Origin of the sequence: Novosphingobium sp. YAF33 (assembly GCF_052113265.1) — a bacterium.
GTDB lineage: Bacteria > Pseudomonadota > Alphaproteobacteria > Sphingomonadales > Sphingomonadaceae > Novosphingobium.
Map to the genome: position 1 here is coordinate 269,484 of NZ_JBFRCW010000004.1, position 15,062 is coordinate 284,545.

14 protein-coding genes are annotated in these 15,062 nt (G+C 66.8%); 1 reads left to right on the forward strand and 13 read right to left on the reverse strand.

Annotation, left to right across the window (positions count from 1 at the left end; genetic code table 11):
- Positions 1-46 precede the first annotated feature (46 nt).
- The 12 genes from AB4Z00_RS10520 to AB4Z00_RS10575 all read right to left on the reverse strand — a co-directional run bounded on the left by AB4Z00_RS10520 (position 47) and on the right by AB4Z00_RS10575 (position 12,176).
- Complete coding sequence (locus tag AB4Z00_RS10520) at positions 47-895, reverse strand: TorF family putative porin (protein ID WP_132265790.1); 849 nt, start codon at positions 893-895, stop codon at positions 47-49.
- Positions 896-1,159: 264 nt separating this feature from the next.
- Positions 1,160-2,704, reverse strand: coding sequence for a SulP family inorganic anion transporter (locus AB4Z00_RS10525; protein WP_132265788.1), 1,545 nt, complete (start codon positions 2,702-2,704; stop codon positions 1,160-1,162).
- The gene (locus AB4Z00_RS10530) at positions 2,701-3,390 is read right to left on the reverse strand and encodes a carbonic anhydrase (protein WP_132265786.1); all 690 of its coding nucleotides are present in this window, start codon (positions 3,388-3,390) and stop codon (positions 2,701-2,703) included. Before AB4Z00_RS10530 ends, AB4Z00_RS10525 begins: the two co-directional genes overlap by 4 nt.
- Before the next feature lie 279 nt (positions 3,391-3,669).
- Positions 3,670-4,995 (reverse strand): ATP-binding protein, encoded by a 1,326-nt coding sequence (locus AB4Z00_RS10535; protein ID WP_132265784.1) that lies wholly within the window; start codon positions 4,993-4,995, stop codon positions 3,670-3,672.
- Positions 4,995-5,735, reverse strand: coding sequence for a response regulator transcription factor (locus tag AB4Z00_RS10540; RefSeq protein ID WP_132266225.1), 741 nt, complete (start codon positions 5,733-5,735; stop codon positions 4,995-4,997). Before AB4Z00_RS10540 ends, AB4Z00_RS10535 begins: the two co-directional genes overlap by 1 nt.
- A 171-nt stretch (positions 5,736-5,906) precedes the next feature.
- On the reverse strand, positions 5,907-6,170 hold the full coding sequence (locus AB4Z00_RS10545) for a hypothetical protein (protein WP_132265782.1): 264 nt from the start codon (positions 6,168-6,170) through the stop codon (positions 5,907-5,909).
- A 140-nt stretch (positions 6,171-6,310) separates the two neighbouring features.
- Complete coding sequence (locus tag AB4Z00_RS10550; RefSeq protein WP_442045979.1) at positions 6,311-7,384, reverse strand: cell wall hydrolase; 1,074 nt, start codon at positions 7,382-7,384, stop codon at positions 6,311-6,313.
- A 19-nt stretch (positions 7,385-7,403) separates the two neighbouring features.
- Positions 7,404-8,711: a type III PLP-dependent enzyme gene (locus AB4Z00_RS10555; RefSeq protein WP_442045880.1), complete on the reverse strand. Its 1,308-nt coding sequence runs from the start codon at positions 8,709-8,711 to the stop codon at positions 7,404-7,406.
- Positions 8,708-8,947, reverse strand: a complete 240-nt coding sequence (locus AB4Z00_RS10560; protein WP_431567611.1) for a phosphopantetheine-binding protein — start codon at positions 8,945-8,947, stop codon at positions 8,708-8,710. The genes AB4Z00_RS10555 and AB4Z00_RS10560 overlap by 4 nt, the downstream gene beginning before the upstream one ends.
- A gap of 28 nt (positions 8,948-8,975) precedes the next feature.
- Positions 8,976-10,538, reverse strand: coding sequence for an AMP-binding protein (locus AB4Z00_RS10565; protein WP_442045881.1), 1,563 nt, complete (start codon positions 10,536-10,538; stop codon positions 8,976-8,978).
- Positions 10,535-11,137: a serine acetyltransferase gene (locus AB4Z00_RS10570; RefSeq protein WP_442045882.1), complete on the reverse strand. Its 603-nt coding sequence runs from the start codon at positions 11,135-11,137 to the stop codon at positions 10,535-10,537. The genes AB4Z00_RS10565 and AB4Z00_RS10570 overlap by 4 nt, the downstream gene beginning before the upstream one ends.
- The gene (locus AB4Z00_RS10575) at positions 11,085-12,176 is read right to left on the reverse strand and encodes a glycosyltransferase family 61 protein (protein WP_442045883.1); all 1,092 of its coding nucleotides are present in this window, start codon (positions 12,174-12,176) and stop codon (positions 11,085-11,087) included. Before AB4Z00_RS10575 ends, AB4Z00_RS10570 begins: the two co-directional genes overlap by 53 nt.
- A gap of 213 nt (positions 12,177-12,389) precedes the next feature.
- Here AB4Z00_RS10575 and AB4Z00_RS10580 point away from each other — a divergent pair, with 213 nt between their 5' ends.
- Positions 12,390-13,760, forward strand: coding sequence for a glycosyltransferase family 4 protein (locus tag AB4Z00_RS10580; RefSeq protein ID WP_442045884.1), 1,371 nt, complete (start codon positions 12,390-12,392; stop codon positions 13,758-13,760).
- Here AB4Z00_RS10580 and AB4Z00_RS10585 read toward each other — a convergent pair.
- Positions 13,737-15,050 (reverse strand): glycosyltransferase family 4 protein, encoded by a 1,314-nt coding sequence (locus AB4Z00_RS10585; protein WP_442045885.1) that lies wholly within the window; start codon positions 15,048-15,050, stop codon positions 13,737-13,739. The genes AB4Z00_RS10580 and AB4Z00_RS10585 overlap by 24 nt on opposite strands.
- Positions 15,051-15,062: the final 12 nt, after the last annotated feature.

Here is a 15,062-nt window from a genome sequence, read left to right on the forward strand (position 1 = left end):
CATGGCCGCGCCGGGCGTCTTCCCGAAAGCTCAGGTCAGGTCGAGATCAGAAGCTCGCGCCGACCGAGAACAGTACGGTCGAGCCGGCGATCTGCGAACCGTTCTTGGTCGAGGAGAAATTCGGCTGCAGATAGGCGCTCTGCGACTTCGAGATATCGGTGTCGACATAGGCGACACCCAGCGTGACCGGGCCGAGCGCGAGGTCGGCGCCGAGCATCCAGTCGAGATACTCGCCGGTGGGGGCGACGCTGGTGCCGTTCGGGCCAAGGCCCGAGTTGCCGTTCGAATAACCGAAGTGCGCCTTTACGGTGAGCGGGGTGTCGGGGATGGCGGTGTTGCCGTCCACCCAGAGGTAGATGTTGTCGGTCTTGGCACCGAAGTTGCCGATGCCGTCCGCATAGTCGGCGCCGCTGGCGTAGACTTTGCCGAGGGCCTGCTGCTTGGGGGCATAGGCCACGCCGACGAGGAGGTTGGCCGGGCCGACGGCACCCGACAGCTTGACGTAAGGCTCGGCAAAGTCGGTATCGTCCGCGCCGCCCGGATACATGTACCAGGTGAGGCCGACGTCCAGCTTCACGCCGCTGGTGATCTCGGTGGCGTAACCGGCCACGAGGTCGAGTTCCATGTTGGAGCCGCCGAAGGTGCCCCAGCCCGACAGGTTCGAGGCCCAGGTGCCGACGTAGATGCCGCTTTCATGCGATACGGTGAGGCCGCCCTGAACGGCCATTTCCTTGTCGCTCTGCGAAACGCCGCGGAAGCGATAGTCGGACACTAGCCCGACAGTGCCGGAAACGGTGATTTCGCTGGGAACCTCTTCTTGCGCCATGGCCGGTGCGGCGAAAGCAAGGCCGGAGGCAGCAAGGCCAAGCAGGCCTGCGGCAAGACGGATTTTCATATGGAACGCCCTCATGATTGTTGTCGCGTTCCATCCTGCGGCCTGCAGCCGAACTCTACTTACATGGCGAGTTCGTTTCATGCAGACAGGACCACCAATACGTCCAATCATTGTCCTTAGCGTGTCGCATCGGTGACAAAGTGTTTCTCGAACGAGGCGGCGCCGTTTGCGCAAAAAGAAACCGGACGGTCCACGGGGAACCGTCCGGCAAGGAGAGGGACGCGGACGTGAGGAGGTCCGCGTCTTACGAGATGTGAAACGTCGTCATGCCGCGACAGGCAGCGGCCGCAGGATCAGCTCGGGGCCGGTCACGCGGTCCGCATGGCCGCTCTGGCGGCGGCGGTTGAGCCATTCGCTGATGGTCTCGGCGGTGGTGTGGTCCATGACCTTCAGCTGGCCGAGGTCAAGGTGGACCGGGCGGCCATGCGGCAGCTTTTCCAGGACCTTGTTGAGGCGGGTGAGGCCGAGGAACGTCGCGCCGCCGCCGAGGGCGAGGCGGGTCGATTCGCCGGTATCGTGCTCTTCCACGTTCAGGCGCAGGTTCTTGAAGTGCGGAGCCAGCTCCAGCACGGTCAGAGCCAGGCCGACGAGGACGCCGGTGAGCAGGTCGGTGGTGACGACCAGCACGAAAGTCACGGCCCAGATCACGGCGGGGAAGGCGCCATAGGCATGGAACAGGTGACGGACATGGCTGAGGCTCACCAGACGGAAGCCGGTCACGACCAGGACGCCGCCAAGGGCCGCCATCGGCACTTCGCGCAGCAGCCAGGGCAGCAGCGCGATGAACGCCAGGATCCAGGCGCCGTGGAAGATCGTCGAAAGACGGGTCCGGGCGCCGGCCTGGACGTTGGCCGAACTGCGAACGATCACGCCGGTCATCGGCAGGGCGCCGAATACGCCGCAGAGCAGGTTGCCGATGCCCTGCGCGCGCAGTTCCTTGTCGTACTTGGTGCGTACGCCGTCATGCATGCGGTCCACCGCAGCGGCCGAAAGCAGCGTCTCGGCACTGGCGATGAAGGCGATGGCAAGCGCCGCCACGATCAGGGCCGGATTGGCGAGCGGGGCGAACCAGCCGGTGCTGGTCGGCAGGGCGAAGGCCGCGCCGATCGATTCCGGCACGGCGATGCGCGCCACGTCGAGGCCCATGGTCCAGGCGACGGCGGTTGCCGCCACGACGCCGAGAAGCGCGCCGGGGACGAGGCCCATGTTCTTCGGACGAACCTTTTCCCAGCCGATCATGACGATCATCGTCAGGACGCCGAGCATGACGGCCATTTCGGTGGAGGCCATGTTGGTGGGGTCCAGGCCGAGGACGCGGGCGGGCATCATCGCCATGTTCTGGAGCCCGCTTGACATCGGCTTCTCGTCGAAGAGGATGTGGAACTGGCCGATCACGATCAGCGCGCCGATGCCGGCGAGCATGCCGTGGACGACGGCCGGGCTGATGGCGCGGAACAGGCCGCCGAGGCGCAGTGCGCCGGCCACGAGCTGGAAAACGCCGGCCAGAAGCAGGACCGGGCCGAGGGCTTCGAGGCCGTGCTCGCGCACGAATTCGAAGACGATGACGGCAAGGCCGGCTGCCGGGCCGCTCACCTGCAGCGGCGAGCCTGCCAGCAGGCCGACGACCAGGCCGCCGATGATGCCGGTGACCAGGCCCTTTTCAGGCGGGACGCCGGAGGCGATGGCGATGCCCATGCAGAGCGGCATCGCCACCAGGAAGACCACGATCGAAGCCGTGAAGTCTCTGGCGAGGTGGGCGAAGGGCCCACTGCGGGTTTCCTCCGCAGAGGTGGCGGTTGCGGTCGTCATTCTGCTGCCTCTGCGAATTCGGTGGCGATGCGGGTCTTGGCCCGAAGCGCGACCGGAAGCGGTGCATTCTCGCGAAGCGGTTCGAACTGGCCGGTCTCGCCGTCGAGGCCGAGGACCTGGCCGGCGTGGATGTCCACGAACCAGCCGTGAAGCGTCACGTCGCCGCGGGCGATCGCGGCGGCGACCGACGGATGCGTGCGCAAGTGGGCGATCTGGGCAATGATGTTTTCGAGGCTGATGGCGCGGATGCGTTCATTGCCGTCAAGTTCGCCGTGGCAGGTGCTGACGATGTGCTCGGCAGCTGCGCCGTGCTTGAGCCAGGCGGCCACGTTCGGCATGGCTTCGAGGCCGGTCGGGTCGCTGAGCGCCTTCATCGCGCCGCAGCCCGAGTGGCCGCAGACGATGATGTCGCTGACGCCGAGGGCGGCCACGGCGTATTCCACGGTGGACGTGACGCCGCCGTTGAGCGTGGCGTAAGGCGGCACCATGTTGCCGGCGTTACGGCAGACGAACAGGTCTCCCGGCTGCGCTTGCATGATCTGTTCCGGCACAATACGCGAATCGGCGCAGGAGATCATGAGGGCCTTGGGTTCCTGGCCTTCGTTGGCGAGCTTGCCGAACAGTTCGCTGCTGGCGGGGAAGATGGTCTTCTCGAAATGGAAGACGCGTCCGATCAGTTCATTCACTCTCGTCACCTTTCCTTGATTTTAGGTGCTCCGCGCTCTCCGGAGGGGTGGGGGAACGGGGCGCGGAGCTTGATCGAGAAAAGTACGGATCGCTGTTTTCGGCTGTCGTGCGCCTTTGTCAGGAAATGTTGCTGCGCTGCAGCGTAAAGGAACGGCTTTCCGCCGGAATCCCCCGGTCTTCGGTGGTTTTACCGAAGACCGGATGGTGTTTCTGGCTATTGCGGAACGATAACAGGAGCTTGGCTGGGTAATTCTGAGGCGCGCCGAAGGCAGGCCGCGTCAGTGGGCTACGATGGGAAGGCGAATCGTGGCGCGCAGTCCGCCTTCGGGGCGGTTCCTGAGATCGAGCGTGCCGCCCTCCAGCCTGACCGCCTTGCGCACGATCGGCAGGCCCAGGCCCATGCCGGCGGTGTCACGGGCGCGCGCGGTGTCCAGCCGGACGAAAGGCTGGAGCGCGTCAGTGATGCGCTCTTCCGGGATGCCCGGGCCGTCGTCGTCCACGGTGATCTCGGCGGCTCCGCCGTCGCGCCGCAGACCGACGCGGACGTTGCCGCCATAGTGGAGCGCGTTCTCGATCAGATTGGATAGCGCGCGGCGGATGGAGACAGGGCGGGCCATGATTTCCAGGCTCGGAAGGCCGGAATAGGTCGCATCGGCGCCGCGATCCGCGGCGGTGTCGACCAGAGTTTCGGCCATGATCGCCAGGTCGATGCGCTCGGCCGGGATCTGGGTGCCGCCGGTATCGACATAGGCCTGGATCGAATCGAGCAGCATTCGCATCTCGTCGATGTCATGGTTGATGCCATCGCGCACCACGGGGTCCACGTCGCCGTCGTCCAGCCGCAGGCGCATGCGGGCGAGAGGCGTCTTGAGGTCGTGGCCGATGGCCAGCATCGTGTGCGTACGATCGAGCAGCGACTGGTGGATGCGCTCCTGCATCTCGTTCATCGCGCGGATCAGTTCCCGCATTTCGTCGGGGCCGCGCTCCGGCACGAGGCGGGGCGGGCCGGCACCGAAGTTGCGGGTGGCGCGGATCAGGGAGCGCAGCGGGTGCAGCGCGGCGCGCAGCAGCAGCCAGGCGAGCGAAATGAGCAGGAGCGTCGGCAGGACCAGGCTGGCGAAACGGCCGATGCTGAGTTTCCAGGCGGAGCGGGCATGGGTGCGGAAATCGAGCACGGCGCCGTCGGCCAGCCGCAGCGAGCCGCCGATATTGCCGTCTCTCGGGATCGATTCCAGATGCAGTTCGAGATCGCTGTGGGCCAGTTCCGGCGCCATCTCGATCACTTGCGCGCGCAAGTTTGCAAGGCCCAGCGAGCCGCGATAGCGCTTGCCCTGCTCGTTCAGTCTCAGCGAAAACTGCGCCGTGCTGAGCGCGGAAGTCACGATCTGGCGATCGTCGGTCTTCGCATGGTCGATGGCGCGGCTTGCCAGCACCAGGTTTTCGGCGATGCGCTGGGCGTCGTCCCGGCGCAGCTCGAACGTATTGGCGCGTTCGAACAGCACCGTGTTGCAGATCACGTCGATGACGAAGACCAGCAGCAGGACGGCGATCAGTCGCTCGGGCAGGCCGAAGCGCCGGAACAGACGAAACCGGCGCAAGGACATCAGGCGCGCGTGACCTCGGCCTTGAACATGTAGCCGACGCCGCGAACCGTGACGATGGGCGATTCCCCGCCCTCGGCCTGAAGCTTGCGGCGCAGGCGGCTGACGAGCACGTCCACGCTGCGATCCGAGCTGTCGCCCAGGCGCGAGCGCGAAAGCTCGATCAGGCGTTCGCGGCCCAGAACACGCTGCGGATAGGCGAGAAAGGTGGCGAGCAGGTCGAACTCGGCGCCAGTCAGGTCGACCATGGCCCCGGTGGGCGAGCGCAGTTCGCGGCGGGCCATGGAGAGGTTCCAGCCTTCGAAGCGTATCGATTCCGGCGTGCGTCCGTCGGCAACGGTCTCGCTGCCGGTGAAATCTGCCGTGGCTGGATTGTTGCCGCCGCGGCGCAGCACCGCGCTGACGCGGGCAGCGAGTTCGCGGGTGCTGAAGGGCTTGGCGAGGTAGTCGTCCGCGCCCAGTTCCAGTCCGAGCACGCGATCTTCCTCGCTGCCGCGGGCGCTGATGAAGATCACCGGGATGTCGCATTCACGGCGCAGACGGCGGAACAGGTCGAAGCCGCTGGTGCCGGGAAGCATGATGTCGAGCACGACCAGGCTCACCGGCCCTTCGCGCAGGGTCACCCACATTTCCGCGCCGGTTGCGGCGGTGAGCACGTTGAAGCCGGTCTGGCGCAGGGCCCGCGCGGTCAGCGTGCGCAGAGGACCATCGTCCTCCACCAACAGGATCGTCGGAGTGGGCATCGGGCCTTCGTCGAGATGGCGATAGATGGGGGCTGTTGTGTTGCTCATCGTCTCTTCATGCACAGGTGTAGTTTTTCACGCGCCGCTTTGCAAACGACGCCCGCGATTTGCCGGCAATGCGGCAAGGCCCGGCGGCGGCAGGATGTCCTTCAACCGCCGGGCTGCGAGGGGTTATCGGGTGCGAGGGGCTTCCGCTCTGGCCAGTGCCGGCGCGGCCGTCTTCGCTTCGGCCTGGGCATTGTGGTGACGGCAGGCGCGACCCTTCGAGGGGTCGGGATGGCAGACGGCGCGGGGCTTGGCCTTGTTCGTGGAAGGCTTCGCCGGTGCGGCGACCGCGGTGTGGCCCTTGAGGTGCGCAACCGTGTTGTTGGCAAGCGCGGCGCCAGGCAGGGCAAGGGCGCAAGTGGCGGCAATGGCGATGAGGGTGGATTTCATGTCGTTCGGGTCTCCAAGCTGTTGGAGCCGAATCTGGTCATGCCAGGTGTCTTGCTTTGTGCGCGATTGTTACGAAAGGTTTCTGGCAGGAAATAGTTCGAAACCATCGAGCAAGGTTCCGGCAATGGCGGCCGGCGCGATCAGGTTCCGCGTGTCAGGCACTGCGTGCGAACTGTACGCGCAAACTCGGCGCAGTTCCAGAGGGCCTGGTCCGCAGCGCCGGGGCGGCGCACGAAAGTGAAGGAAATGGCGTCCACCGAACCACCGGGCAGGGGGAGGGCCTGGGCGCGGTGGGCAGGGTCGGTCCAACCGATGAAACGGCATTCTTCCAACCCTTCGCAGCGCCGTTCGGCCAGTTCCGGGAAAGTGCCGGGCGCATTGGCGGGCAAAGTGACGAGGAACAGCCCGGGATCGGGTGCCGCCCATGCGGCTTCGGGCAACGAGGGTTCGGGCGCTATGACATCCGATACGGCCGGGGCCTTGCCAGCGGGCAATTGGCCGAGATGGGCGGCGGAAAGATGCGCCAGTTGCGCGATGCGGGGTTCGCCTCCAGCGTAGTGGCGGATGAAAGCGGCGGCCTTGCCGGCGGCTCCCGGCCAACCGAAGAACAAGTGGCTTTTGACGACGGCCAGCTTCTCCATGGTCCGGTCCCACGACGGGCTGACCCAGTCGGTATGGTAATGCGTGGCCTTGCCTACCCCGATTTCGACCCGGCCCAGCAGCATTTCGCCCGCTGTCTCGCGCGCTCTTCGCCAGTCGGCAGCCGAAGGGTGGCGGCGCGTGAGCGATCCGTCGCAGGTGAACGTGAACTGGCAGCCCGTCGCCCGCTCCGCCCCCGCAAAGACGACGCCGCAGACCGTGGCCGGAAAGGCCGCATGGCGCACCCGGTTGAGCACCACTTGCGCCACGGCGCGCTGGTCCGCAGGCTCCCGTCCCGCTTCGTAGTAGTCGGCGGCGGCAAGGCAGTCGATCGCTCTGGCCCGGTCCTCCGCACCTGCATCGAGATGGAAGGGCCGCGCCGGCGCCAGGAACCCTGTTGCAAGCGGTGCGGCGGCATTGATCGCGCGGGCCAGCGCGGCGGCCTTTGGCGCGCCGGAGGGCGGGGGCAGCGTCTCCGGAGCGACAGCGCGCGCCACCGGCAGGCTGCGTCCGGAACCGTGACTTGCCGGAGCCAGCATGACCGCTGCGCCGAGCAGCAGGGCACCCGGCCGCATCACGAGACGCGGCCGGGCGTCATGCGTTCTGGTTGGCGGCGGCGGGGTGGGCCGAATCCACCAGCCTCACCGCCTCCTCCACCGGGGCGCGGCACGATCCGCTGAACGTCCGCGTCGCTCGAAGCAGGGCGCCGGACATGACCAGCACTTCTTCCGGCAGGGGATGGCTGATGAAATGGACCGGGCTGGCGGTCAGCCCGTAAGCGCCGCTGTTGTGGACGGCCAACAGGTCGCCCTCTTCCAGCCGGGGCAGTTCGATGTTGCCGGCAAGGCGGTCTATCGAGGTGCAGAGGGGGCCGACCACATCCACCGGCTCGACCGCGTCCTCATCGCTCCCCCCGATCCGGTGCATCAGGTAGTTTCGCCGCACGACCATCCCGAAATGGCCCGAAGCGGGCAGGTGATTGTTCATCCCGCCATCGCAAATGGCGATGCGTCTCCCGCGCGAAACCTTGGTAGAGACCACGCGGGTGACGAAAAAGCCTGCCTCGGAGACGAGATAGCGGCCGAGTTCCAGCACCATTCTGGTGCGGGCAAATCGCGGATTTTCGCGCAGCACGGCCAGTTCGTGAAGGAGCGGCTCGGCTACTGCGGAAAGATCCAGAGGCGTGTCTCCTTCGTGATAGGGCACGCCCAGCCCGGAGCCCATGACCAGCATCTCGGGAATGACCGCATGAGCGGCGCAGAGCTGGCTGAATATYGCGATCAGGTGTCGGTATGTTTCCGCAATGGCATCGGCTTTCAGGCACTGCGTTCCGGCATAGATGTGGAAGCCCGCAAGGTGCAGGCCCGGCAGGGTCTGGACTTCCTCCACGGCGGCGGCCGCATCCTCGATGTCTATGCCGAAGGGCGTGGGGCGGCCGGCCATCTGGTCTCCGAAGCCCTTGGGAAGGCTGTCGGGCGAGATACGCAGCAGCACCGGTTGCACACGCGCCGCCTGCCGTGCGATCCGGTCGGCAAGCCGTGCTTCCCGCAGGGATTCGATCACGAGGTGGCCGACGCCGGCGCGGATTGCGTCGCGGATCTCGGTCTCGCGCTTGCCCGGCCCCGTGAAGCTCAGAAGTGCGGGGTTCCATCCTGCCTCCTGCGCCAGATGCAGTTCTCCGATCGAAGAGATGTCGAGCAGATCGATCCCGCCGGAGAGCCAGGCCAGCAGCGTCGGGTTGGGATTGGCCTTTACCGCGTAGCTCAGTTCCAGCCTGTCTCCGAAATGGGCGCGCAGAAGGGCGATGCGCTGTTCGATCCGCTCGCTGAAATAGACGAAGCACGGCGTGCCGAAACGTTCGGCCGCCTGCTCCAGAAGCCCGTCTTCGCCGCCTGGCGTCATGCCGCCAGCTTCCTCGCGAAATCGAGAATGCGAGCGGCGGTATCGAAGTTCTCCAGCGTCACGTCCTCGGCGCGGATCTCGGTGCCGGTCTCGCGTTCAACGAACATGATCAGATTGAGCATGGCCACGGAATCGAGCGTGCCGCTGGAGAACAGCGGGGTTTCGGCATCGACTTCGCCATGGAGCGCTGCGAACTCCTCGATGCTGCGGATCAGGCTGTCTTCGGTCAGGGCCATGACGGGGAGGTCCTCTTGAACGGGATGCTCAGCGAGCGGAATGAAGGCTGGAAGTGTCGCTGCAGCCGCGAATGACGTCGGGACGGGAGAGCTTGCCGCTGGCCGTGCGCGGCATGGGTTCCGGCCAGACGTGGATGCGCTGCGGCACCATGTAGGCGGGCATCGCCGCCCGGCAGTGCGCCAGCAGCGCCTCGCGGCTCGCCTCGCCCAACAACGTCACCGCGACCTGTACCGACTGGCCGAGCATGTCGTCCTGGACCCCGAAGGCGACGACATCGGCGGCAAGGCCGCTGCGATAGACCAGGTCTTCCACTTCGTCGGGACTGACGCGGTAGCCGCTGGTCTTGATCAGCGCATCGTTGCGGGAGACGAACCACAAGTCGCCGTCCTCGTCGATGCGCACGATGTCTCCGCTATAGACCACCGGCTCGTCGCCGATCCGGTCGCGCAGTTCGGGGCAGGGGCGGATCTTCTCCGCCGTTGCTTCGGGGCGGTTCCAATAGCCCTGGCTGACCAGCGGGCCGCGGTGGACCAGTTCGCCTTGCTCGCCGGGACGCGCGACGCCCTCGCCATGGCGGATGACGAAGACTTCGGCGCCGGGGATCGCCTGTCCGATCGAACCCATCTTGGCCGCGAAGCGATCAGGAGCAAGGTAAGTGGAACGGAACGCCTCCGTCAGGCCATACATCAGGAAAATCCGTGCCTTGGCGAAGATACCTGGCATACGTTCCAGAGTGCTCAGCGGGATCTTTCCGCCCGAGTTGGTGATGAAACGCAGGCTCGGCAGCGGCGTGGGCGCGCTGGCCAGCAGGCGCACGATCTGGATCCACAGCGGCGGCACTGCCGCCAGGCCGGTGACTTCGTGGCGAAGGATGGCACGCACGATTTCGCTCGCCATGGCCACGCCTTGATGAACGACGCTGCCACCCACCAGCATCATCGTCGTCAGCTGGTTGAAGCCGTAATCGAAGCTGTAGGGCAGCACGCTGAGCAGCCGATCGCTTTCGGCAAGTTCCAGATATTCGGCGACCGAACGCGCACCTGCCAGGACATTGGCGTGGCTGAGCATGACGCCCTTGGGTTTGCCGGTGGAGCCGGACGTGTAGATGATCGCCGCCAGGTCGTCGGCGCGCCGGGGCAAGGCCTCGAACGGGAGCGCCGGCAGGTCGGAAAGGCAGGGAAGTCCCTCCAGCCCGCGCGCAGCCGACACCGGCAGGAGGCGGGCGGGGTCGATCCCCTCGGCGGCCAGGACCCGGGCCATGGCCGGCTCGACGATCAGGATAGAGGCTCCGCAGTCTTCTGCGACGAAACGGACCTGCTCGGCCGTCCAGGCCGTGCTGATGTCGACGAGCACTGCACCTGCCCGCGTCACGCCGAGCAGGGCGGAGACCTCGGCGATGCCCTTGCGCACCTGGACCAGCACGCGGTCTCCTGCGCCCACGCCGCGCGCCGCGAGATGGGCGCCGATCGCCCTGGCCAGGGCGTCGACTTCGCCGTATGTCGCCTGGCGGCCGGCATCGATGAGGAAGGTCTTGCCGGACCGCTGCGGCAGATTGGCCGCGAAAAGTTCGTGGAGCGTGTTAGCGCTCATCGCAGCGGCCCCAGTCGCGGATAGATGCGCGCGGGCGATCCGACGACGATGGAGTCCGAGGGTACGTCCGTGGTGACGGCAGTGTTGGCGGCGATCCGCACCCGGTCTCCCACGCGAATGGCGCCCAGCACGGTGGAATTGACGCCGATGAACACGTCGTCCCCGATCACCGGCGCGCCTTCGCGCATGTTGGAGCCGATGGTGACGTTGTGCATTACGCCCAGCCGGTCGCCGATCACCGATTCCGGGTGGATCGAGAGCGAACCCTCGTTGTTGACGATGTGGAAGTCCCGCCCCAGCGTGGTGGCGGGCGGTATCCAGATCTTGGTGAGGTTCGCCACGAAGACGTGGGCAAAGCCGTACGTCCTGGAGACCAGAACGCGGCCGAGTGGATTGCCCAGGCTGCGGCCCCAGCGGCCGTAGCGGTAAAGGCTCAGCGCGATGAAGGCACCGCTCGTCAGCGTGCCGCCATGCCGCCGATAGTCCGCTTTCAACGTGGACCAGCCCCCCGGAGCGGCTGCAGCGGGCAGGCGCGGCACGGTGCCGTCAGACGAGGTCGAGCGTGCGCTCGATCTCGTCGATGTTCGCTGTGAAAGCATGGTTGGTTCCTTCCCCGACGACCAGCGCGTAGTCCTGCCCCTGCCGGTCGGTCAGCAGCTTGAGCGCCGCGACCGCGCGCAGCGGCGGTTGAATGACAAAAGCGCAGCCATCGGGCGGCATCATCGCCAGGCCGTGGACCAGATGGCTTCCCTCCACCCCCATGACGACTTTGGCGCCGCCGCAGGCCCGGACGATCTCTTCGAGACCGGCGTGGCTGGGATCGAGCACCTGAAAGCCGCGCCGTCTGGCAAGGGTTTCGGCAATTTCGCTCTCGTTCGTCAGGAACCGCGCATCGCCGCTGCGCCCGCGCAGCAGGAATACGCCGGGGTGCCGTTCGATCGGTCCGCGAATAAGCCGCTGCCGCATGGCCTCGGCCCGCAATCGCTTGTTCTCGTTGTGGGCCGCATCGTCGAACAGCACCAGTTCGCGAAAGAACGCCGATGGGCCTCTGACCGGCAGCATGTCCAGCGCGCGTTCGTAGTCGGGGACATGGCCGCCGGACCCATGGGTGGTGAAGGGAATGCCGGCGTTCTCCGCCAGGCGGTAGGTCAGGCAATCGTCGCTGAGCCAGTTTCCGAACCAGCGATTGCCGAGCCAGGATTCGAACAGGGCCATGCGTGTTTCCTCGCGCGGGGCGCGGGCGACAGGCAGGAACCGCGAACGCCGCTGCAAGTGCCGGAGCGTGCCCCCGGCATAGAGCACGCCGTCGTGAAGCAGCGCGTTCTTCAGCCGGTAACCGATGGTGGCGGACTGCTTGGCTTCGAAGTCGCCCTTGAACTGGCGCACCACCTCGCTGATCGAGGCGAACTCGCTGCCCGCAATGCGCTCGAACTGTCCGGGCAGCACTTTCGCGCGCTTTACCGCCGTGCAGGAGCCTGGCGCCACCTGCCAGCGCTCGACGGCGGCCTGGGCGATGTCGGGGCGCGGTTGCCGCAGCAGTCTGGCGGCGAGCGCGATGGCCGGGCGCAGCGATAAGGCCTGCGGCGGCGCGGGGCGCGGGGCTTCCACGGTCAGGGGCCTGAAGAGGCCGGCATTCATGACGGGGCCAATTCGCAAGAGCCCTGCTTGCGGGAAGGAGACAGCAGCAGGGGGCAGGATAGTGGCAAGGCATGTCTCCGCAAACTCTGCGCAAGTTCGCATGTCGTGCCCTTTCGGCGCATCCGGGCGATGGGGTTCCCACGCCCCACAGGTCAAATTCCATTGTGAAAACTCGCAATGCCGCGAGGCCCGGGGCTCGGCCATAGTCGCGGCATGACGGAGATTGCGGAGCAGGCGGCCTCGACGGCGTTCGCCTTTCGGGAGCGCGGAACCGGCGGCGCGGCGCCAAGCGCTGAGCGTGTCCCTGCACGGGAGACGGTGGCGGACGATCACCTGAAAGTGGCCTATTTCACCAACGTCTACCCCAAGATCAGCCACAGCTTCATCAAGACCGAGATCGAGGCGCTGGAACGCCGCGGCTTCGTGGTCAGCCGCTTCACGGTTCGCCGGTCGGGCGAGCGCTTCGAGGATGTGTCGGATCGGCTCGAGGCCGCCTGCACCCATGCCCTGCTGGAGCATCGCGCCGCACTGGTGCTGGCGGCAATCTCCGCCTGCGTGGTCCGGCCGGGTGCCGCCATGGGTGCGCTCGCGCTGGCCTGGCGAACTGCGGGAGCCGGCGGGCGATGGAAGGCTCTTGCCTATTTCGCCGAGGCCGCCCTGCTGGCGCAGCGGCTGACGCGCCGGGGGATAGGCCATGTCCATGCGCATTTCGGCACCAACCCGGCGGCAGTGGCGCGACTGGCGGCAAGACTGGCCCCGATCACGTACAGCTTCACCGTTCACGGCCCGGACGAGTTCGACGATCCTCGCGGGCTGGATTTACGAGGCAAGATTGCCGAGGCGGCTTTCGTGGCCGGTGTTTCCAGCTTCGGACGCGGGCAACTGATGCGCTGGGCCTCGCCGGGCGATTGGCAGCGCCTTCATGTCGTGCGCTGCGCTCCCTCTCCATCGTTCGTCCCGGCGTCCGAAACCGGGGCTTCTCCGGTTGAATTTCCGCAGGCGCCGCATTTGCTCTGCGTGGCACGGCTCAGCGCGCAGAAGGGCTTGCCCTTGCTGATCGAGGCGATGGAACGGGTCGCGGCGCATCGCGCGGTCACGCTCGATGTGATCGGCGACGGCGAGGACCGCGCCGCGATAGAGCGACAGATCGCCCGAGCCGGGCTGGAGCGCCGCGTCCGGCTGCTTGGCTGGGCCACGCCAGAGGCGATCCGCGCCGCCTTGCAGCACGCTCGGGCGCTGGTGCTGCCGAGTTTTGCGGAAGGCCTTCCCGTCGTGCTGATGGAGGCGATGGCCAGCGGGCGCCCGGTCATTACCACCGCGATCGCGGGTATCCCCGAGTTGGTGGACGAGCGCGTGGGGTGGCTGGTTCCGTCCGGTTCCTCCGATGCCATGGCCGCCGCGATCGAGGCCGCGCTCGATGCATCGCCGCGAGAACTGGCCGCCATGGGCGAACGCGGGCGCCGGCGCGTGCTGGAACGGCATGATCCCGACCGCAGCGCTCAGCAGCTTGCTGATCTGCTCGCGCCACTCGTGCAGGTACAGTCAGGTTTCAATCGGGGGTCAGCCCAGATTCGACAGGATTGAGGACAGGATGTCTCCTCCCGTGCGCATGGCCAGGAACGTGGCGAAGCGCCGTGTCGAGCCGCTTTCCTCGAACAGGCGGTCGTAAAGCGCGATCCAGCTGCGCAGGACGCTGGGCCAGTCGTAGCCTACGGTTTCGGCCTTGTGCCGGGCCTTGATGGACAGTGTCTCGGCGAAGTCCGGATCGCGGGCGAGGCGGGTCATGGCGTTTGCCAGGCCCTTGACGATCGCTTCCTCGCTTTCGGGTGGGATCAGAATGCCGGTCTGGGCATCGAGCAGCATCTGCGGCCCGCCCCAGTCCACGCAGACCGCGGGGAGCCCCAGCATCATCGCTTCCTGGATGACCGTGCCGCTCGCTTCCGCCAGGGTTGGGAACAGGAAGCCGCGAAACTGGCGCAGATGCGCGAAAAGGGCCTCCCGGTCGGTGCTGTAGGGTTTGAAGACGAGCCGCGAGGAGACGCCCTGGCGCAAGGCGAGTTCGCGAAGCCTGCGGCTTTCGGGGCCGTCTCCGATCACTTCCAGTCTTGCCTGCGGCACCCTGGCCAGCGCCCGGATCACCAGATCGCAGGCTTTGTAGCGTACCAGCCTGCCCAGGAACACGAAGTTCCAGTTCTGGCTCTGGTGCACGATGCGGCGATGGTCGCGCAGGCGCGGATCGACGCCGCTGTTGATGACCGTGACCATCCGGTCCCTGCGGCATCCGCCCAACTCCAGCGTGCGGGCAGTGCGTTCGCCGCCCGAAACGAACAGGCGTGCCTGCAGTTTGCCGCGAAACAGCACGCGGCTCGATAGCTGCACCGGCCGCGTCAGCATGGCGCCCAGCCGCTTGGTCCAGCTCTCCCGGAACATCAGGGTGGGAGGATGAAGGATGCTGCCGTTGAGCGGGCCGATCACCACCGGCGCGCCGCGAATGGGGAAGCTGATGCCGCTGGGCGCGATCGGGGCGGTGAAGTGGACGATCCAGGGCTGCACCCTGTCCACCTCGCGCTGGACGGCGCGATGCAGCAGCCAGCTATCCACCAGCCCAAGCAGCCAGTGCAGCCGGTAGCGATCGAGGCCGCGCTGCAGCGGCCCGTCCTTCACATAGACCACGCCGCTGTCGATGCCGTAGGCCGTCAGCTCCCCTCGCACGCGGGCATGCGTGACCTGGGTCACGTCGAAGCCCAGTTCGCGGTAGCCCAGGAAGACTGACAGGGCCTTGAGCGCTTCGCCGCCCATCCGCCGGGACAAGTTGGGAGAGGCAAGGACGATGCGGGGGCATTCGCATGGCGCGTCCGGCTGCGGCATCGTCATGAGTGCAGGGCC

Bases quoted from the DNA above. Each gene is read 5' to 3' on its own strand.
- AB4Z00_RS10520 (WP_132265790.1), bottom strand. From the start codon at position 895: ATGAAAATCCGTCTTGCCGCAGGCCTGCTTGGCCTTGCTGCCTCCGGC.
- AB4Z00_RS10525 (WP_132265788.1), bottom strand. From the start codon at position 2,704: ATGACGACCGCAACCGCCACCTCTGCGGAGGAAACCCGCAGTGGGCCC.
- AB4Z00_RS10535 (WP_132265784.1), bottom strand. From the start codon at position 4,995: ATGTCCTTGCGCCGGTTTCGTCTGTTCCGGCGCTTCGGCCTGCCCGAG.
- AB4Z00_RS10540 (WP_132266225.1), bottom strand. From the start codon at position 5,735: ATGCCCACTCCGACGATCCTGTTGGTGGAGGACGATGGTCCTCTGCGC.
- AB4Z00_RS10545 (WP_132265782.1), bottom strand. From the start codon at position 6,170: ATGAAATCCACCCTCATCGCCATTGCCGCCACTTGCGCCCTTGCCCTG.
- AB4Z00_RS10550 (WP_442045979.1), bottom strand. From the start codon at position 7,384: ATGCGGCCGGGTGCCCTGCTGCTCGGCGCAGCGGTCATGCTGGCTCCG.
- AB4Z00_RS10560 (WP_431567611.1), bottom strand. From the start codon at position 8,947: ATGGCCCTGACCGAAGACAGCCTGATCCGCAGCATCGAGGAGTTCGCA.
- AB4Z00_RS10565 (WP_442045881.1), bottom strand. From the start codon at position 10,538: ATGAGCGCTAACACGCTCCACGAACTTTTCGCGGCCAATCTGCCGCAG.
- AB4Z00_RS10570 (WP_442045882.1), bottom strand. From the start codon at position 11,137: ATGCTTTCACAGCGAACATCGACGAGATCGAGCGCACGCTCGACCTCG.
- AB4Z00_RS10575 (WP_442045883.1), bottom strand. From the start codon at position 12,176: ATGAATGCCGGCCTCTTCAGGCCCCTGACCGTGGAAGCCCCGCGCCCC.
- AB4Z00_RS10580 (WP_442045884.1), top strand. From the start codon at position 12,390: ATGACGGAGATTGCGGAGCAGGCGGCCTCGACGGCGTTCGCCTTTCGG.
- AB4Z00_RS10585 (WP_442045885.1), bottom strand. From the start codon at position 15,050: ATGACGATGCCGCAGCCGGACGCGCCATGCGAATGCCCCCGCATCGTC.